The 19,413-nt window shown below is 54.8% G+C and carries 19 protein-coding genes and 1 pseudogene; 14 read left to right on the top strand and 6 right to left on the bottom strand.

Annotated features, from left to right (window positions below):
• The 5 genes from GXN74_RS12510 to chrA all read left to right on the top strand — a co-directional run.
• Nucleotides 1-988: transketolase-like TK C-terminal-containing protein (locus tag GXN74_RS12510; protein ID WP_281355235.1), on the top strand; the 988-nt coding region annotated here is incomplete at its 5' end.
• Between the two features lie 164 nt (nucleotides 989-1,152).
• Nucleotides 1,153-1,503, top strand: coding sequence for an ArsR/SmtB family transcription factor (locus GXN74_RS12505; RefSeq protein ID WP_162371279.1), 351 nt, complete (start codon nucleotides 1,153-1,155; stop codon nucleotides 1,501-1,503).
• Nucleotides 1,504-1,526: 23 nt separating this feature from the next.
• Nucleotides 1,527-2,531, top strand: coding sequence for a permease (locus tag GXN74_RS12500; RefSeq protein WP_162371278.1), 1,005 nt, complete (start codon nucleotides 1,527-1,529; stop codon nucleotides 2,529-2,531).
• Between the two features lie 46 nt (nucleotides 2,532-2,577).
• Complete coding sequence (locus GXN74_RS12495; RefSeq protein WP_162371277.1) at nucleotides 2,578-2,805, top strand: thioredoxin family protein; 228 nt, start codon at nucleotides 2,578-2,580, stop codon at nucleotides 2,803-2,805.
• 139 nt (nucleotides 2,806-2,944) lie between these two features.
• Nucleotides 2,945-4,126 carry a chromate efflux transporter gene (chrA, locus tag GXN74_RS12490; protein WP_162371276.1) on the top strand — a complete coding sequence of 394 codons (1,182 nt, stop codon included), beginning with the start codon at nucleotides 2,945-2,947 and terminating at the stop codon, nucleotides 4,124-4,126.
• A gap of 55 nt (nucleotides 4,127-4,181) precedes the next feature.
• Here the strand turns inward: chrA and GXN74_RS14790 are convergent, their stop codons facing one another.
• From GXN74_RS14790 to GXN74_RS12470, 6 genes and pseudogenes are all read right to left on the bottom strand, one after another.
• Nucleotides 4,182-4,685 carry an aldo/keto reductase gene (locus GXN74_RS14790; protein WP_281355234.1) on the bottom strand — a complete coding sequence of 168 codons (504 nt, stop codon included), beginning with the start codon at nucleotides 4,683-4,685 and terminating at the stop codon, nucleotides 4,182-4,184.
• 49 nt (nucleotides 4,686-4,734) lie between these two features.
• Nucleotides 4,735-4,800, bottom strand: a pseudogene (locus GXN74_RS14935) (hypothetical protein); the annotation flags it as partial.
• Between the two features lie 35 nt (nucleotides 4,801-4,835).
• A complete protein-coding gene (locus GXN74_RS14780; RefSeq protein ID WP_281355233.1) occupies nucleotides 4,836-5,147 on the bottom strand; it encodes an aldo/keto reductase in 312 nt (103 codons plus the stop codon).
• A gap of 59 nt (nucleotides 5,148-5,206) precedes the next feature.
• Entirely contained in the window at nucleotides 5,207-6,127 is a 921-nt protein-coding gene (locus GXN74_RS12480; protein ID WP_162371275.1) for an aldo/keto reductase, read from the bottom strand.
• Nucleotides 6,128-6,165: 38 nt separating this feature from the next.
• Nucleotides 6,166-7,344 carry an iron-containing alcohol dehydrogenase gene (locus GXN74_RS12475; RefSeq protein ID WP_162371274.1) on the bottom strand — a complete coding sequence of 393 codons (1,179 nt, stop codon included), beginning with the start codon at nucleotides 7,342-7,344 and terminating at the stop codon, nucleotides 6,166-6,168.
• A 19-nt stretch (nucleotides 7,345-7,363) separates the two neighbouring features.
• Nucleotides 7,364-8,215 carry an aldo/keto reductase gene (locus tag GXN74_RS12470; protein ID WP_162371273.1) on the bottom strand — a complete coding sequence of 284 codons (852 nt, stop codon included), beginning with the start codon at nucleotides 8,213-8,215 and terminating at the stop codon, nucleotides 7,364-7,366.
• Nucleotides 8,216-8,333: 118 nt separating this feature from the next.
• On the opposite strand from GXN74_RS12470, the gene GXN74_RS12465 reads away from it, so the two are divergent.
• The 9 genes from GXN74_RS12465 to GXN74_RS12425 all read left to right on the top strand — a co-directional run.
• Nucleotides 8,334-8,780, top strand: a complete 447-nt coding sequence (locus GXN74_RS12465; protein ID WP_162371272.1) for a MerR family transcriptional regulator — start codon at nucleotides 8,334-8,336, stop codon at nucleotides 8,778-8,780.
• Between the two features lie 183 nt (nucleotides 8,781-8,963).
• Nucleotides 8,964-10,022, top strand: a complete 1,059-nt coding sequence (locus tag GXN74_RS12460; protein WP_162371271.1) for a TRAP transporter substrate-binding protein — start codon at nucleotides 8,964-8,966, stop codon at nucleotides 10,020-10,022.
• A gap of 213 nt (nucleotides 10,023-10,235) precedes the next feature.
• Nucleotides 10,236-11,714: a sensor histidine kinase gene (locus GXN74_RS12455; RefSeq protein ID WP_162371270.1), complete on the top strand. Its 1,479-nt coding sequence runs from the start codon at nucleotides 10,236-10,238 to the stop codon at nucleotides 11,712-11,714.
• Nucleotides 11,711-13,267: a response regulator gene (locus GXN74_RS12450; protein ID WP_162371269.1), complete on the top strand. Its 1,557-nt coding sequence runs from the start codon at nucleotides 11,711-11,713 to the stop codon at nucleotides 13,265-13,267. Before GXN74_RS12455 ends, GXN74_RS12450 begins: the two co-directional genes overlap by 4 nt.
• Nucleotides 13,268-13,477: 210 nt before the next feature.
• Complete coding sequence (locus GXN74_RS12445; RefSeq protein ID WP_162371268.1) at nucleotides 13,478-13,963, top strand: TRAP transporter small permease; 486 nt, start codon at nucleotides 13,478-13,480, stop codon at nucleotides 13,961-13,963.
• A complete protein-coding gene (locus GXN74_RS12440; protein ID WP_162371267.1) occupies nucleotides 13,963-15,261 on the top strand; it encodes a TRAP transporter large permease in 1,299 nt (432 codons plus the stop codon). The genes GXN74_RS12445 and GXN74_RS12440 overlap by 1 nt, the downstream gene beginning before the upstream one ends.
• 46 nt (nucleotides 15,262-15,307) lie before the next feature.
• The gene (locus tag GXN74_RS12435; RefSeq protein WP_162371266.1) at nucleotides 15,308-16,450 is read left to right on the top strand and encodes a uroporphyrinogen decarboxylase family protein; all 1,143 of its coding nucleotides are present in this window, start codon (nucleotides 15,308-15,310) and stop codon (nucleotides 16,448-16,450) included.
• A 137-nt stretch (nucleotides 16,451-16,587) separates the two neighbouring features.
• Nucleotides 16,588-18,036, top strand: a complete 1,449-nt coding sequence (locus GXN74_RS12430; RefSeq protein WP_162371265.1) for a tagaturonate reductase — start codon at nucleotides 16,588-16,590, stop codon at nucleotides 18,034-18,036.
• Nucleotides 18,033-19,413 (top strand): UxaA family hydrolase (locus tag GXN74_RS12425; RefSeq protein ID WP_162371264.1); only part of this gene is annotated, 1,381 nt, incomplete at its 3' end. The genes GXN74_RS12430 and GXN74_RS12425, both read left to right, overlap by 4 nt.

Below are 19,413 nucleotides of genomic sequence, written 5' to 3'. Positions count from 1 at the left end.
CCTGGGCCTGGACAGGGAACTGGAGGGAGCCTGCCCTGCAGGCGCCCAGGCCACCCGGGTTTCCTCCCATGGGGTGCTGAACAGGCTGGCGGAAAAGGTCCCCAACCTGATCGGCGGGGCCGCGGACTTGGCGCCCTCCACCAAGACCACCATGGAGGGCCGGGGGCACTTCACGCCCGGGGACCATGGGGGAGCCAACCTGCATTTCGGCGTCCGGGAGCATGCCATGGCCGCCATGGCCAACGGCATCGCCCTCCACGGGGGACTCATCCCCTATGTGGCCGGATTCTTCGTGTTCAGCGACTACATGAAGCCGGCCATGCGGCTTTCCGCCCTGATGGGGCTGCCGGTGACCTATGTGTTCACCCACGACAGCATCGGGGTGGGGGAGGACGGTCCCACCCACCAGCCCATCGAGCACCTGGCCATGCTCCGGGGGATCCCCAACTTCAACACCATCCGGCCGGCGGACTACAGGGAGACGGAAGCCGCCTGGAGGGTGGCCCTCTCCAGCGCCTCCACCCCCACGGCCCTGGTCCTTTCCAGGCAGAACCTGCCCCAGTACGAAGGCAGCGGGGAAGGGCTCTACAAGGGGGCGTACATCCTGAAGGAGGCGAGCGGTCGGCCGAAGGTGGTCTTGATCGGCACGGGTTCGGAAGTGGAGCTGGTATGGAAGGCTGCGCGGGAACTGGAAGAGAGGGGAATCCCCGCACGGGTTGTGAGCATGCCTTCATGGCATCTCTTCGACGCGCAACCGGAATCCTACCGCAGGGAAATCCTTCCAGATGGGGTTCCCGTTCTGGCAGTGGAAGCTGGAACGCCTTTGGGGTGGCACAAATATACTGGTGCCAAAGGGAAAGTCATGGGAATCGGCACATTCGGCATGTCGGGTCCGGCAGAGGAAATCTATGGGGAAATGGGCCTGACCGTTGGAGCCGTGGTGGAACAAGCAAGCGGACTGTTGGAAGACACCCAACGCATGGGATGAAGCAGCTGTCGAGCAATGCTGATTGGGATAAAGGAATGCGGGCACCCGGGGGGGTGCCCTTTTCACATGGGCGCATCGGCCTTTTAGGACGTTGACAAACAAATGACAAGGGTGTAATATGTACATATGCCCATACGGGAATATATACAGAGAGGAAGTCGCCTATGGACCAACTGACGAACATCTTCAAGACCCTGTCCGACGAGACAAGGCTTCGTCTCCTCCTCCTGCTCCAGCAGGAGGAGCTGTGTGTCTGTCAACTCAGCGGAATCCTGGATGTCCCCCAGCCGAGGGTTTCCAAGAACCTGTCGAAACTGAGGGACATGCAGCTGGTGGCGGACGAAAGGAAAGAGAAGTTCGTGTTCTATACCTTGAAGCGGGACAACAAGCTGCTGATGGAAATCCTGGAAAAGATCCTGGAGGATCCGGAGCTGTATCCGCAACTGGCCGTCGACCGGATGCGCCTGGGAGAAAAGGAGAAGTACCTGGACAGATGCGGCATCCGCTGCGGTTGAATTCGGTGGAAAGGAGCAATTGAATGTTCGTGTTCAGATGGTTGAACAACCAGCTGCTGAAGATGGAGTGGCTGTACAATCTGGTCGGAAACCTGGTGGAGGATGTGTTCGGACTGGACATGACCGGTCGGCTGGGAGGCAGCATCCACTTCTTCATCTACGATGTAGTCAAAATATTCCTCCTGCTGTCGGCGTTGATTTTCATGATTTCCTATGTGCAGAGCTTTTTCCCCCCGGAGCGCACAAGGAAGATCCTGGGCAGGTTCAGCGGAATTTCCGCCAACATCCTGGGGGCCCTGCTGGGGACGGTGACGCCCTTCTGCTCCTGTTCCTCCATACCCCTGTTCATCGGTTTCACCAGCGCCGGGCTGCCCATCGGGGTCACCTTCTCGTTCCTGATCTCGTCGCCCCTGGTGGACCTGGCTTCGGTAATCCTGCTTGCCAGCATCTTCAACTGGAAGACCGCCATCGCCTACGTGCTGGTGGGACTGGTACTGGCGGTCATCGGCGGCACGGTCATCAGCAAGGCGAAGCTGGAGAAGCATGTGGAATCCTTCGTCTACAGCAACAAGATGATGGAAGTGGAGCAGGAGGAGCTGGCGGTGAAGGACCGGATCCTATTCGCAAGGGACCAGGTGAGGGACATTGTAAAAAAAGTCTGGCTCTACATCCTGATCGGGGTGGGAATCGGCGCCGCAATCCACAACTGGATACCTGAAACGGTCATCACGGCCGTCCTGGGCCAGGACAAGTGGTATTCGGTCCTGCTGGCCACGGTGGTGGGCGTACCCATGTATGCGGACATCTTCGGCACGCTGCCCATCGCCGAGGCGCTGGTGCTTAAAGGAGTGGGCATCGGGACCGCCCTTTCCTTCATGATGGCGGTCACCGCGCTGTCCCTGCCTTCCATGGTCATGCTCAAAAAGGTGGTGAAAACCCGGCTGCTCGTGGTTTTTGCCGGAACCGTCACCATGGGGATCCTGACCATCGGGTATGTGTTCAACGCTTTCGGGCATCTGTTGCTATGATGGATGGGGAGGAAATTTGCCGGTCAATGAAAAGGAGGACAAGGGAATGGTGATCAAGATATTGGGATCCGGCTGTGCAAGCTGCAGGAAGCTGGAGGCGAACGCAAGGGAAGCCGTAAAGGAATTGGGCATCGAAGCGAGCGTGGAGAAGGTGGAGGACATCCAGGGCATCATGGCCTATGGAGTCATGAAGACGCCGGCCTTGGTCGTGGACGGGCAGGTCAAGGTGATGGGCAGGGTCCCGTCCGTGGAAGACATCAAAAAACATCTGTAATGTTTTTATGGAAAGAATCAAGAATTCCTGTCGTCCGGGTTGACCTGGCGGCAGGAATTTTTTCTTTTGACTAGCCATCGGATTTGCGCTATAATGATATCGAAAACCGATATCGCAAACAGATGTTAAGGAGGTCGCTATGGATAAGACCCATGCATCCAGCTGGGCTGGTTTTCTAAAGGACGTGTTCATCTGCTCCCTGGGGGCTTATGGAGGGCCGGAGGCGCACATCGGCGTCTTCATCGACCAGATGGTGGTGAAAAAGCGCCATTTGAGCGAAGAGGAGCTGATCGAGCTCGTGGCGTTGTGCAGCATCCTGCCCGGGCCGACCAGTACCCAGACCATCGTCGCCATCGGCTACAAGACAGGAGGACCGTTGCTGGGGTTGCTGACGATGCTGGTCTGGGCGCTGCCGGTACTGGCTTTCATGACGGTGCTGTCCTTCCTGTACCAATTCCTGGAAATGCGCAACCTGTCCAGCGACAGCCTGCGTTATATCGGGCCCCTGGCCGTGGGATTCATCGTGGTTGCAGCCTATAGGATCGGCAGGAAAGTGGCGACGGACCGGTTGACCCGGATCCTCCTGCTGTTTGGGGCGGTCACCACGTATTTCGTCCGGGCACCCTGGATCTTCCCCCTGGTCCTGCTGGCAGGTGGTGCCGTGAGCGTCCTGGCTTCGGGGGAGAAGAAGCTCTGGAACCATGTGAAGCTGGACCCGCCCTGGGGCTATCTGGCCGCTTTTGCGGGTATCGCCTTCGGGAGCATCGTCCTGACGCTGACCTGGGACAACAACATCCTGCACCTCTTCGAGAGCTTCTACCGGTACGGATATCTGGTGTTCGGCGGCGGACAGGTGGTGGTGCCTGTGATGTACAGTGAAATGGTCGAAATCAGGCAATACATGAGCAACCAGGAATTCCTGACGGGCTATGGCCTTGTGCAGGGCCTTCCCGGGCCGATGTTCAGCTTCAGTGCCTATGTGGGGGGCATGGCCGCCAGAAGCGGCGGGCCCCTGGTCCAGGTGGCTTCCGCAATCGCCAGCGGCATGGGGATCTTCCTGCCGGGCCTCCTGCTGATCTATTTCATCTACCCGGTATGGGAAAAGCTCAAGCGGATCCGGGGGATCAAGATCGCCCTCAAGGGGATCAACGCCGTGGCGGGGGGCATGATTGCGGTGGCTGCCGTCATCGTCCTGCAGAAGAGCGGATTCGGGCTGGACAACCTGCTGGTCTCCGTCCTGACGGTCCTCCTGCTGCAGGCCAGGAAAATCCCGGTCCCGCTGATTGTCCTGCTGGCTCTGCTGGCGGGGTTCGTGGTTTGAAGGTTTGAAAAGGCGATGCGCACTTGGGGTCTGACCCCAAGTGCGCATCGCCTTTTCACCGGTTGTATCCGAATCGCGTACCCGCGAGGGAATTCCATACGGCGTCGCAAGCCTCCAGCACATCCCCGCCCAGCGCAGGTCCCTCCAGCGAGGCGATGTTCTGCGTCGGTTGCTCCAGTTTGCTCACGCCGCTGATGATGCCGGTGACGCCGGGTCGGCTTAAGCACCATTTCATGGGGAGCTGCAGAATGGTCATGTCATGCTGCGCCGCAATTCCCATCAGCTTCTCCACAGCTTCAAAATTCTCATCCGACCAGTAGCGTTTGTAGTACATTTCATTGTTGGCGAAGCGCGTGTTTTCGGCCGGTTTCCCCGGTTTGTGCTTTCCGGCCAGAAGCCCTCCGGCGATGGGATTGTACACCGCCATGCCCAGACCGTGCGCCCTTAGAAAAGGAACGAGTTCTGGTTCCACACCGCGTGTGATGGTGTTGTAGACATTCTGCGTGATGACCGGCGCGACATACCCCCCGCCGATCGCATACCGCCAGCATGTAGGCAATCTGCCATGCGGTAAAATTGCTGACGCCTATGTAACGGATCTTTCCCGCATTGACAAGGCTGGACATCGCCTCCAGCGATTCCTCGATGTTTGTTTCATGGTCCGGGAAGTGCATGTAGTACAGGTCGATATGGTCCGTATCAAGACGTTTCAGACTGGCGTCCACGGCAGAATGTTCCGGCGGGAAAGCCCCTTGTCATTGAGCGCATCGCCCATCTGTCCGCAAACCTTTGTGGCGAGAACGATGTCTGCGCGCCGTCCTTTCAGCGCCTTTCCGACAATGCGCTCGCTTTCGCCCTGATTGTATACGTTGGCGGTATCCCAAAAGTTCATGCCCTTGTCATAAGCATGATCCATGATCGCAAGACTGTCGGCCTCGTTGGTCTGCGCGCCGAACATCATCGTGCCAAGGCTCAGCACAGAAAGCTTCAGGCTTGTTCCGGGCAGGTTGTTGTATTGCATGATACCCCTCCTTTTCAACAGGGAGCCCCCATGATGCGGCGGCTCCCTGATAATGACGCCTACGGCAAAACATTGCCGGCGGCAAGATAGATTTCGTACCATTCCTCGCGGGAAAGGCGGACTTCCGTTGCCTTCGCACAGTCTTTCAAGCGCTGCACGTTCATTGTCCCCGTAACGGGCTGCATCTTCGCTGGATGGCGCAACAACCACGCCATGGCGATGGTGGTGCCGGGCACGCCATGCTTTTCCGCAAGTTCGTCGATTTTGGCGTTCAATTCCGGGAACTTATCGCTGCCGAGGAACACACCTTCAAAGAAACCGTACTGGAATGGCGACCAGGGTTGGATGCTGATGTCGTTCAGGCGGCAGAAGTCCAGTACGCTGCCATCACGGTTCACGGCGGCATCATCCAGCATGTTGACGTGGAGTCCCTGGGAGATCATGTTGGCGTTCGTGATGCTGAGCTGCAGCTGGTTTGCCACGATCGGCTGCCGCAGATGTTTTTGCAGCAGCTGCATCTGCATGGGATTCTGGTTGGAAACGCCGAAATGCCGCACCTTGCCGCTGCTGTGGAGGAGGTCGAAGGCCTCGGCGACCTCTTCCGGTTCCACCAACGCATCGGGCCGGTGCAAAAGCAGGACATCCAGATAATCGGTCTTCAGCCGCCGCAAGCTGCCCTCCACCGAAGACAGGATATGTTCTTTGGAGAAGTCGAAGGCGACGCCGGGACGTATGCCGCATTTGGATTGCAGGATTATTTTTTCCCGGACGGCATCACCCATATGGACGGCTTCCGCAAAAATCTCCTCACAGGTTCCACGGCCATAGATGTCGGCGTGGTCGAAGAAGACGGCGCCTTCTTCAAGGGCGGATTGGACGAAATGCTCGGCTTCGCTTTTGTCCAATCCGTTGATGCGCATGCAGCCCACCGCAATGGCCGGGACCTGCATGCCTGATTTGCCCAATGGAATCGTTCTCATCGTATCATCCTCTCTCTTTCGCTTATCTGGGTGCTATTTTATTTCACCGACCTGTAGATTTCCAGCACGTCCTGCCAATGCAGCTTCTTAAGGCCGCCAATGGGCTTCTCTTCACCGGAGACAGCGCCGGTGGCCTTTTTCGCCATTTCTTCCAACTTGTCCTCACCGATTCCGAGCTCCGACAACGTGGCGGGCAACCCCATTTTTCGGAAGAACTCCCGCACGCGGTCGATCCCCTCCGACACGATCGCATCGGGCTCGCGGTAACTGCCTTCGACACCCATCACGTTGACCGCAAACTGGACAAACATGTTGATGTTGTCCTTGTACACATATTGCATCCAGCCTGGCGTCAAAACAGCCAGGCCGGCGCCATGCGCCACATCGTAGATGGCAGAAAGCTCATGCTCCATTTTGTGGCAGGCCCAATCCTGCTGGCGTCCCATTCCCACAAGTCCGTTGTGGGCAACCGTTCCGCTAAAGCCAAGCTCGCACCAGGCATCGTAATCCTGTGGGTTGGCGAGCGCCAGCGGCGCATTCTTCATCATGGTTTTCAAGACGGTTTCGCACAAACCGTCCGTCAGGTCGGTGTGGGTGGTGTTGGTGAAATAGCGTTCGAACACATGGCTCATCATGTCCGCCACACCATTGGAAAGCTGGTCTTTGGGAAGGGTGAAGAACAGCTCCGGGTTCATGATGCTGAACAATGGACGGAGGCGTGGGCTGCCGTAACCGTATTTCAGCTGCCGTTCTTCGTTGGTGATGACGGTGTCGCCGCTGGATTCGCTTCCGGCAGCGGGAATGGTGAGGATTGTGGCGACCGGCAATGCCTTGTCAATGGCCTTGCCCTGTTCGTAGACCTCCCAAATGTTCCCTTCGTAGTAGACGCCCATGGCGATGGCCTTGGCGGAATCGATGGTACTCCCACCGCCGACCGCCAATAGGAGGTCAACGCCCTCGTTCCTGCACAGGGCGATTCCTTCCTGCACCAGCGAAAGCCGGGGATTGGGCTTGACACCCCCCAGCTCCACAAAGGGCAGGCCGCTTTCTTTCAAAGAATCGGTCACAGTGTCGTAAAGGCCGCTTCGTTTGATGCTGCCGCCGCCATAATGAAGCAGCACCTTGCCGGCATGGGGCTTCAGCAGTTCCCCAATCCGTTTTTCCTCCCCTTTTCCAAACAGAATGCGCGCAGGAGAGTAGAAATCGAAATTCAACATAAGGTATCCTCCATAGATCTTAAAATGTTATTGTATCCGGATCATACGAGTAGCCGACACAGCCCTTCAGGTCGGCAATCAGCTGCACATCCGCCGCTTCCAGCTCGAAATCGAACACCTCCGTATTCTCTTTGATCCGTGCAGGAGTGACCGACTTGGGCAGAGGCAGATACCCCCTTTGCAAACTCCAGCGAATGCAGATCTGTGCGATGGATTTCCCGTATTTTTCCGCTAATGCCTGCATTTCAGGCACCTCGAATATTTTGCCGACGCCAAGCGGACTGTACGCTTCCATGAGGATATTCTGGGAACGGCAGTAGTCGACCACCTCATCCTGGGTATCGCCGGGACACAATCTGATTTGGTTCACCATCGGAGCAATCGTGGCGGTCTTCATCAATTCCTTTATGTGGTGCGGGCGAAAATTGCTGATGCCGATGCTGCGGATGCGACCGGATTTGTACAACTCCTCAAAAGCCTTCCAAGTGCCGGCGTTCGCTTCCTGCCAGCTGTCACGGAATGCGATGGGGTTCGGCCAGTGGATCAGAAAGAGGTCGATGTATTCCATATCCAGCCTTTCCAGCGTCCCCTCAAAGGCGGCGAGGGTTTTTTCATAGCCATGTTCGCCATTCGCCAGCTTTGAAGTTACGAAGAGCTGTTTCCGGTCAACGCCGCTTTTCTTAACGGCGATGCCTACGCTTTCCTCGTTGCCATATCCCTGCGCCGTGTCTATATGGCGATAGCCTGCTTCAATGGCGCTGAGTACGGAGGAAACAGCAACCTCGCCGTTCGGGGTCTGCCAGGTGCCAAAGCCAATGCAAGGGATTTCCGTCCCGTTGGACAGCGTGTAACAATCGGTTGGTGACTTCATTGTCGTACCTCCTCGTTGTGTTTGTTGACATGCCGTTGGACAATACTGTATGATAATCATAAACCTTAACGTTAACTCTAAGTCAATAGCAATTTGGATTTTTTAGGAGGTATCTCTTGTGGGTTATACGGTGAAGACCATGGCGGAAAAAGCGAATCTAAGTCCGCATGTTTTGCGGTATTATGAGAAAGAAGGGCTTTTGCCGCATGTAAAGCGGACAAAGGGCGGAAACCGCCATTATTCGGATGGGGACTTGGAGTGGCTCGGATTGGTCTGCTGCCTGAAGAACACGGGCATGTCCATCAAGCAGATCCGGGAGTTCGTCAATCTGCGCCTTCAGGGCCCCGAAACGCTGAAGGCACGATGCGACATGCTGCTTGCCCATAAAGAGGAAGTGGAAAAACACATCGAGGAAATGAACAGGCATCTTGAGAAGGTCACGCACAAAATCGAGCATTTCACAAAACAATATGAGGAATATTCTTCGGGTGAGGCACATGGCCAAGAAGCCATGCGCACTTGGGGTCAGACCCCAAGTGTGCACAAGAAGAAGAGCATAGAGTGAAATCAAGGCCTGCAGGCGCCCGGAAGGGTGCCTGTTCACTTATAGGGTGAAGCAGTTCTGGAAAATAGAGACGTATGGCACAAATGAGCCAAAAAATACAGAAAGGAACAAATTATTCCATGTAGCTCGAGAAGGAATGGTGGTACCATGTAAAAGAAATACAAAACAAGGAGGATGGATTGTATGAAAAGGAAGATGGTTGTTGCGCTTGTTTTGAGTGTTGCCATGCTGGCCCTGGCGGGATGTGGAAAAGCGCCTGCCGACACCAGTTTGGCGGAAGGTAAAACCGTGGAGAGCGATGGTGCGGGGGAGAAAACATATGAGAAGCCGGAAGTTGTCCTGCGCTACGGGGAGTTGAACCCGGATACACACCCCATGACAATGGCGGCTAGAGAATTCGCCAGGATTGTCGCTGAGAAGAGCAATGGACGAATGGCCATTGAAATCTATCCCAGTGGGCAGTTGGGTGACGAGAAAACGCAGGTGCAGTCGGTGCAGATGGGCGCGTTGGACATGTTCCGGGCAGGGTCGTCCTTCCTGTCGGACTATGGAATTGAAATGATGCGCGTATTCGAGTTGCCTTACATCTTCAGGGATGTGGACCATTCCTGGAGCGTCCTGGACAGTGATATTGGAGACGAATTCCTGCAAGCGGTTACGGATTCCGGAACCAAAATGGTCGGAATAGGCTATTTTGCGGACAGTCCGAGAAACTACTTCTTTACCAACAAGAAAGTCACGAGCGTTTCGGAAATGAAAAACCTGAAAATCCGGGTGCCCCAGAGTGAGATGCATATGGAGACTGCAAATGCCTTTGGAGCCTCCGCAACACCCATTTCGTACAGCGAATTGTACAGTGCGCTGCAGACAGGTGTGGTAGATGGTGCGGAAAATGCCCTGACAGCCTATGAGGCAAACAAATTTTATGAAGTGGCAAAATACTACACCTTCGACGCACACAGCCTTGCACCCTATATTCTGGTGTTTTCGGAAATATCTTGGAACAAACTGGACGAAAACGACCAGGAATTCCTTTCCGATTGCTGGAGCGAAACGGAGAAATGGTATAGGGAAGTCGCATCGGACATGGATGCACAAGCAAGGGTGAACCTGGAAGCCAGTGGCGTTGAATTCTTTGAAGTCGACAACAAGCAGGAATGGGTGGATGCAGTGGCGCCACTGTATGAAAAGTTTGGTGCAGGCTATGAGGATGTCATCAGAAGAATTCAGGAAACCAAATAAAACCTACCATAATATGCAAGGGGCCATCCGCAGGGATAATGGCTCCTTTTGCACTGCCCGATTGTTTGGGAGACGCATGGGTGAAAAAGAAGATCGGAAGTTGAGATTTCCGTAGCGGCCATCCTGGAGTAAGCCGTTGCAGGAAGAAATTGTCTGGAAAAGCCAGGTGTGTTATGATGGATGTTATCTGGGTGGAGGAAGAAGGTAGTGTGAATGGGCACAACAGCAGGGATCAGAAGAATATCGGTGCGTACCGTCTTGATTGGCGTATATGCCACAATCACCATCATCATGTTGACCGGATACCTGCTTTCCTATAACTTGAGGAACACCACCACGGAAGAGTATGAACATTTCATGGAAATAAGCCGCACCCTTAGTGAAATCACATTGGTGGTCAATGAGTGCGAGTATCATTACAACAGATATTTGCGGGAACGGACGGAGGAAGATTTGCAGTCTTATTCCACCAAGGCGAAAAACATTGAAAGGAACCTGACGAACATTGCTGAAGCGCTGCAGGAATATCCGGAAACCTTGGCGTACCACCGCACATTCTACAACATGAACGAATATCAATACCACAAGATCATGGAAATAGCCCGAATCCCTGCCCTTACTGCGGAGGACTATCAGGATCTGACCTATGTTGCGACCCTTTTCCAGTATATGAAACAGCAGTCCCAAGAGCTGATGGTGTCCTATCTCAATTTTGGCAATGAACGGTACAGCAACCTGTTGGAAGAGGCGCAACGCTTGGAACGCAGAGTCCACTCCAGCATGTTCCTGTTGGCGTTCATGAGCATTTGGCTCGGGATGATTCTTTCGCGGGGAATCCTGCAGAAAATAAAACAGATTTCGAAAGCATCCCAGAAGCTTTCGGAAGGACACTGGGAGATGCAGGACATCAAAAGCGACAGATACATCGAACTCCATGCCATGGCCCATGCGTTCAACAACATGAAAAAGGACATCAAGAGGTATATCGAAGAGCAGCAGTCAAAGGCGCAGTTGGAGAAGCAGCTTGTGGAGGAGCGTCTTCTGGTGGAGCAGCAGGACAAGCTCCTCAAGGAAGCAAAACTGCTGACGCTCCAGATGCAGATGAATCCACATTTCCTTTTCAACACACTCAATATGATTCGAAGGGTCATCCAGTTGCAAGAGAAGGATACGGCAGTCAGCTTGGTGGGGGCCATTTCGGACATCCTTCGATACAATTTGGACAACCGGGGGCGTTTGGTGCCGTTATCGGATGAAATCAGGACCTTGGAGGCATACAACCTGATCCAACAAGTCAGGTTCCAGGACCGGCTTTGTGTCAAGCTTAACGTGTGCGGGAATCTGGAGGACATCACCGTTCCCCCCTTGATCCTGCAGCCGATGGTCGAAAATGCCATCGTGCATGGTTTGGCGGATAGGAACAGCGGGGGAATCATCGAAATCGATGTGGCCAGAGGGGCCACGGAAGTGATCGTCAGAATCCAGGACAATGGGCGGGGAATCAGCAAGGAAAGGATGCAGGAAGTGATGCATTCAAATCTGAACGAGAATTCACAAAGCATCGGAATCATGAATGTTAGGAACAGGCTGGAGCTTCAATACGGAAGACAGGATCTTTTTCGGATTGAAAGTGAAGAAAACAAGGGTACGAGAATCACCATTGTGATTCCCATCAAAAGGGGAATGGTATGATCAAGCTGTTGATTGCAGAAGATGAAGTCATAGAAAGAAATTATCTTAGAATGATGGTCGAGGAGCATTACAAGGGCACGGTTGAAATTGTTGGTTGTGCCCGGGATGGGATGGAAGCCTTTGCCGATGCCCTCAAATACAGGCCAGACATCATTTTGATGGACATCCACATGCCAAAGGTCAATGGATTGGAGGTGGCAAGACAAGTCAAGGAGCAGTATCCGGACACGGAAATCCTGATCCTTACCGCCCATAGTCGTTTCGAGTATGCCAAGCAGGCGCTTCAATTGGGAATCAACGAATATCTGGTCAAGCCGTACGCGGATGAGGAGTTCTGTGCGGTCCTGGAGAAAGCAATGGAGAAGATCGAAAAGCGCAGGGCCAGGAACCAGGAGCAAAAGGAGTTGCAGCAGCAGATAAAAATCTTTGGAGAGATGATGGAAAAGGAAGTCATCATGGATATGATCTGCGGAATGCAGATGGACGAGGGACAGTTTAACCAATTGCTGAATTATCTGGACATCCCCCACAGCGCCTACGTGTGTGCTGTCATCGCCGGCGAAGACGGAAGCGATGCCGCTTTTGGGAACGAGCTCATGGGAATGTTGAAGAGGAAGTTGAAGAATCATGTGAAGCGTGTAATCGGGTACAGTTTTCTGAACAGCATCGTGCTCTTCGCCATGGACGATCGGCTTGCGGATCCCTTGTACCATAGGGCATTGGGGAATGAGTTGAAGCATTGGATGGTGGATGTCTACAATGTCCATGGGCGGGTCGGCCTGGGAAGGGTGCACGGAGAGTTGGCGGACATGCGGTCGGCCTATGCGGAAGTGATGGATGGATTGGACAAAGAAAAGAGGAGCGGGGATTCCGCTGTCCCGTTGGATGGGGAATGTGAAACCAGGCACATCCACAAAAAAGAGGATGGGCTCTGGAAAGCCGTCAATGACGAGAATCTCGATGGAGCGGTGCGGATTCTTGTGGAGATCTGCGGACAACTGTTTTCTGTGCAGGAACAAGGAAGCGGAATGGACGTGGTACGGGATTACATGAAACACCTGTATTTTTCCATAAGCCGCAATACGTCGGAATTGGTTGGAATAAGGATGAAGACCAAGGAAATTTGGCATGCGTTTGAAGAAATCGATGCAATGGGCAGCATGGAAGAAATCCTGAATTATATGGAGGGGTACATGGCAACGGTAATCAGGTCCATGTCCCTGGAAAAAACCCAGGATAGGAACAGGATTGTAAAGTCTGTCAAGGAATATGTGGATGGTCATTTTGGGGAGAATATATCACTACAGGATCTGGCTCTTCAATATGACATAAGCTTCGGACATCTAAGCAAGTCTTTTAAAAAAGTCGAAGGCATGACCTTCACCGAATACCTGACCAAGATAAGGATGGAAAGGGCGAAAGTGCTGTTGCGGGATGGCAGCAAGACCATCTACCAAGTCGCCTATGAGGTCGGTTTTGCCGACCCGAACTATTTCAGCAAATCCTTCAAGAAATACTTTGGGGTGAACCCCAAAGACTATGCAAACAGATGACAACAGCCCGGCAATGGATCATCCCATTGCCGGGCTGTTGCCGTCTCCGGGAAGTGGGATGAAAACCGCCCGTGCCGCCAAACACACCACCAAATACTACAGAAAATGACGAATGTGTACATGCCGTCAAACAATGGGAAATGATAAGATATTCCCATGGAAAGGTTTAAGGAAGGATTGTGGATATTGGATATGGGAAGGAGTGGAAGGATGTTTAATTTGCTCAACAATGAAGAGGTGGAAGGAAAGTCGAGGGTCTATAGGTTGACCAATGCGCTATGCTGTATCTTTGTCATCATACAAGTGGCGGTCGTCTCCATCGTTGTAATCGGCCGCTATGTATTCAACTCCACACCAAGCTGGGGAGAAGAACTGGCGCTTTTGTGCATGATCTGGTTCTCGCTGTTGACGGTATCCTTGGCGATCACAGATAGCAGGCACCTAAAGATGACGCTGGCGGAAATGTATATGCCGAGGAAGTTCAACTTGTTTGTAGCAGGAATCAACTATATCGTATTCCTGTCGCTGGCTGTGTTCATGATTGTGGAAGGGACCAGGCTGACCGCTCTGACGGTTGGAAGCGTTCTTCCGGGACTGAAAATATCTGGAGCCTATCTTTATGCTTCGGTACCGGTATCAGGAGTTGCCATGCTGGCGTCGATTATTGGAAAAATGATAAAAAGGGAGGCAATCTGATGGATCCGACAACGACAGCGATTTTTATTCTGGTGGGTGTTTTTTTTCTTTTGGTATTTAAAGGTGTGCATATCGCATTTGCAATCGGCTTTGCCAGTGTGCTGACTACGCTGTATTTGGGGCTGCCTTTGCAGACGGTGGCGCAGAATATGGTAAAGGGTGTAAACGTCTTTGCGTTCCTGGCCGTGCCGTTCTTCATCCTAGCAGGGGAAATCATGGGAGCAGGTGGAATTTCCAATCGATTGATCAAGCTTTCTGATGCGTTGGTAGGATGGATGCGTGGAGGCTTGGCCATGGTAAACATCGTAGCCAGCATGTTTTTTGGGGGGATTTCGGGTTCGTCTTCCGCAGACACATCCTCCATCGGCTCGATCTTGATCCCCATGATGAAGAAAAACGGCTATGACGGCGACTTTGCCACAACGGTAACCATGGCCAGTTCCGTCCAAGGGATCCTGATTCCACCGAGTCAAAATGCGGTCATTTTTGCACTGGTAGCTGGGAGTGTCTCCATCGGCAGGTTGTTCTTGGCAGGGATGTTGCCGGGAATCCTTCTGGGGTTCGCACTGATGGTCTACAGCTACTATGTGGCCGTGAAACGGAACTATCCCGTGGGAGAGAAATTCAGTGTCGGCAGGGCGATGAAAGCCACAGGGGATGCGGTTTGGGGACTTGGTACAGTCATGATTGTTGTCGTTGGTGTCATCGCAGGCGTATTCACCCCCACTGAGGCTGCGGCCATTGCGGTGGTATACTCGTTCGTCATCACCTTTTTCGTATACAGGGAAATACCGCTGTCCGCACTGGGTGGAATTTTGACGAGGTCGCTCAAGACGCTGTCCATCGTCATGGTTTTGGTGGCCATGGCAAGCGCCTTCGGTTGGCTGGTGGCATATCTGCAAATCCCCGTAGTGCTTGCCAACTTCATTCTGGGTATATCCACAAACAAAATCGTCATCCTGCTGGTCATCAACCTGCTGCTTCTTGTCATGGGCACCATGATGGATATGGCATCCCTCATCCTCATTCTGACGCCGATCTTGATTCCCATCACTACACAAATTGGTGTAGATCCGGTCCATTTTGGTGTCATCATGATTCTGAACCTTGGAATCGGGCTAATCACACCCCCGGTGGGGAGTACGCTTTTCATTGGAAGCGCAATTGCAGATATCAGCATGGAGCAGCTGTCCAAAGCCATGATCCCTTTCTATATCGTGATGATCATCACGCTGCTGGTCATCACGTTCGTACCTGGAATCGTCATGTTTTTACCGAATCTGCTCATGCCGGTTTGACAACGGGATGAAATTCAAAATCAAAAACCATGGAGGAATGAGATCAATGAATGGACGAGAAAGAATATTGACAGTGGCAGGAGGGGGAATTCCGGACAGGGTGCCGGTCAGCCTGTTCATCCAGGAGGAATTCCTTGCCTATTACTATCCGAAGAAGTCGAGCGTGAACCGTGTCACAGATGCCGTGGCCTGTGCCCGGGAATTGGGGATCGATGTGATGCCCCGGGGGAGGGAGTTCGAGGAACCCCATTTTTTAAGGAAAAGTTTTCCTAACTGGAAGTTGGACAAACGGGATGAGGTGAAGGACGGCCTGCTGTTTAGAACAACGGAAATCGAGACGCCCAAAGGGGTGCTCAGACAGGTGCAGGTGGGACCTTACAATCCCGTATCGGGCCAGGGAATCCATATGGGAAAGCGGGAATATTTCATCAATGACGACAGGGATTTGGAGATTTTTCTGGAATATGTGCCCGCACTGGATGTTGAAACCAGAGGGGAAATGAAGGCCTATGGAAAACACATCAGGGAAGTGATGGGGGATACGGGCGTGGCGTCCCCCTGGGGATGGTGCAGCGCGTTCAACATGGCATCCGAATATAGGAATATCGAACAACTGCTGATCGACCCTTACCTGGACATGGGGTTCTACCAGGCGTTCATGGAGAAACTGACGGCCATGATGACCGAATACAATGCGGCCCTTGCCGATACGGAGTTGGATTGCATCGGCATCCAGGGCAATGTCGCGAATGCCGGCCTCATGGGAGTGGACTTCTTCGAGGAGCATGTCATGCCCTATGAGAAGCAGATCATTTCCGCCATCAAGTCGAACGGGACGTATACCCTTTACCACAACTGCGGCAAGGCGAAGGCGTTCCAGGAGTCGTACGTGAAAATGGGACTGGACATTTGGGAAACCGTGGCCGAGCACCCGGTCGGGGACAGCACGCTGAAACAGGCGAAGCAAAGCATCGGCGACCGGATCACCCTTTCTGGAAATCTGGATCAGATCAATTTCCTGAAGCAGGCGTCATTGGAGGAAGTGGAGGAGAAGGTCACTGAGATCATGGAAATAGGGAAACCGGGGGGCAAATATCTGTTTGCGGCATCGGATTTCCTGGAAAAGAACACGCCTTTGGAGAATGTCAGAAAAATGATTGAAGTCGCCAAGCGCGAAGGGAAATATTGAATGCGAAAAGGCAACGGAACAGGGGACTTCAAGTCGGGGCATACGCCATACGTCGCGATGCCCCAGGACTTGGGACCCTTTTTGTTTCGAAAATGCCGGTTGCGTTTAAACAACAATAGATGGAAGGATGCAATATCATGGAGAAATTATCAGCAAAAACATACGACAAGACGGAAAGGCCCGTGAAAATCATCCAGTTCGGGGAAGGGAACTTCCTGCGGGCGTTCACGGACTGGATGGTCCAGAAGCTCAACGATGAAACGGACTTCAATGGAGGGATCGCCCTGGTGCAGCCGCTGCCCGCGGGCCTCATCGACCTGCTGGCGTCCCAGGACTTCCTCTATACCCATACCCTGAAGGGTATCAAGAACGGGGAGCCGGTGAAGGAGCATCTCCTCAACGACTCCATCGTGTCGGCGGTCAACCCCTACACGGACTATGAAGGCTACCTGGGTCTGGCGGAGGTGGAGACGGCCAGGATCATCCTCTCCAACACCACCGAATCGGGCATCGCCTACGAGCCGGAGGACACCCTGGAAGGGCCCCAAAAGGGCTTCCCGGCCAAGCTGACGGCCCTCCTGCACGCCCGCTTCAAGGCGTTTGGGGGCGACCCGGAGAAGGGCTTCGCCATCATCCCCTGCGAGCTCATCGACAGGAACGGGGACAAGCTGAGGGCGGTTGTGGAAAGGCATGCCAGGGAATGGGAGCTGGGGGAAGGCTTCCAGGCCTGGCTTGCGGAGGCCAACACCTTCTGCAACTCCCTGGTGGACCGGATCGTGCCGGGCTATCCCCGGGACCGGATCCGGGAGGTCTGGGAGGAGCTGGGGTACGAGGACCAGCTGGTGGTCGAGAGCGAACAGTTCAACCTCTGGGTCATCGAGAGCCCTGCAGTCCTGAAGGAACTCCTGCCGGTGGACAGGACGGACTGCAACGTCCTCTTCGTGGAGGACATGACCCCCTACAGGACCCGGAAGGTGCGCATCCTGAACGGCGCCCATACGACTTTGGTGCCCGTGGCCTACCTTTACGGCATCGACACCGTGAAGGAAGCCGTGGAGCATCCGGTGGTGGGGAAATACATCAGCCAGGCCGTCTACGAGGAAATCATCCCGACCCTGGACCTGCCGAAGGAGGAGCTGGAATCCTTCGCTGGGGAGGTCATGGACAGGTTCCGCAACCCGTTCATCTCCCACCAGCTGCGCAGCATCTCCCTGAACGGGATGTCCAAGTACAACACCCGGGTGCTGCCTTCCCTGGAGGGGTATCTTAGGGAAAAGGGTGCGCTGCCCAAGCGGCTGGTCTTCTCCCTGGCGGCCATGATGGTCTTCTACAGGGGCCTCCGGGGGGAGGAGACGATCCCCGTGAACGACGCCGAGGACATCCTGGAACTCTATGGGAAGGCATGGGCAGCCTTCGACGGGTCCGCGGAGGGGCGCAGGACCCTGGCCCGGACGGTCCTAGGCCATGCGCCCGTCTGGACGTCGGACCTTTCGTCCCTGCCAGGCCTGCTGGACCTGATCGTGGAATATCTGGGTCTGATCCTGGACAAGGGGATGGAGGAAGCCCTGAAGGAGGCGCTCCTATGAAACGGCATCTGCGGATCCATCCCAAGGACAACGTGGCCATCGCCCTGGAACCCCTGGAACCGGGAGACCGGATCGAAATCGACGGAACAGAGCTGACTGCTGCCGAACCCATCCCCCAGGCCCACAAGATGGCCATCGCGGCCATCGCCGCGGGGGAGGCGGTGGTCAAGTACGGCATGCCCATCGGCAACGCCACCGAAGACATCGCGCCCGGACGGCACGTGCATGTCCACAACCTGAAGACGGGACTGGGAGAGATCCTGGAATACGGCTACGCCCCCGCCTTCGAATCCCTTGGGACCTCCCTGCCGGAGAGGAAGGTCCACGTGTACGAACGCTCCAACGGGGAGGTGGGGATCCGCAACGAGCTGTGGGTCGTGCCCACCGTGGGATGCGTCAACGGCGTGGCCCAAAGGATCATCGACCGCTTCAGGAAGGAAGCGGACCCCGTTGGGATCGACGGCGTCTTCGCCTTCCCCCATCCCTATGGATGCTCCCAGATGGGAGAGGACCATGCGGCCACCCGCACCACCCTCCAGGACATCGCCAAGCACCCCAACGCCGGAGGGGTCCTGGTCCTGGGGCTTGGCTGCGAGAACAACCAGGTCCAGGCCTTCCGGGAGACCATGGGGGAATACGACACCGAGCGTGTCGTGTTCCTGGTGGCCCAGGAGGAGGAGGACGAAATCGCCGCAGGCGTCCAGCACCTGAAAGCCCTCTACGAACGGATGAGGGAAGACAGGCGGGTGGAGAAGCCCCTGGGTGTGCTGCGGATCGGACTGGAATGCGGAGGCTCCGACGGCTTGAGCGGGATCACGGCGAACCCCCTGCTGGGGGAGTTCTCCGACTATCTTGTGAGCTATGGGGGCACAACCGTGCTGACGGAGGTGCCGGAGATGTTCGGCGCCGAGACGATCCTGATGAACCGCTCCGTCGACGGGGAGGTCTTCCGGAAGACGGTGGAGATGGTGAACGACTTCAAGGACTACTACCAGCGGCACGGACAGGTAATCTATGAGAACCCCTCCCCGGGGAACAAGAAGGGGGGGATCACCACCCTGGAGGACAAGTCCCTGGGCTGCACCCAAAAGGCCGGGCGCAGCCAGGTCATGGACGTGCTGGGCTATGGGGACCGCCTCAAGACCCCGGGGCTGAACCTGCTGAGCGCCCCCGGGAACGACCTGGTGGCCACCACCGCCCTGGGAATGGCGGGGTGCCACATGGTGCTCTTCTCCACCGGACGGGGGACGCCCTTCGGGGGCTTCGTACCCACCATGAAGATTTCCACCAACACGGACCTGGCCCGCAAGAAACCGGGCTGGATCGATTTCGATGCGGGCCAGCTGATCGGCCAAAAGAGCATGCCGGAACTTCTGG

This window comes from Anaerotalea alkaliphila (assembly GCF_010179735.1).
Classification (GTDB): Bacteria; Bacillota; Clostridia; order Lachnospirales; family Vallitaleaceae; genus Anaerotalea; species Anaerotalea alkaliphila.
Note: the sequence above shows the minus strand (reverse complement) of the source record. Positions and strands in the feature narration are given on the sequence as shown.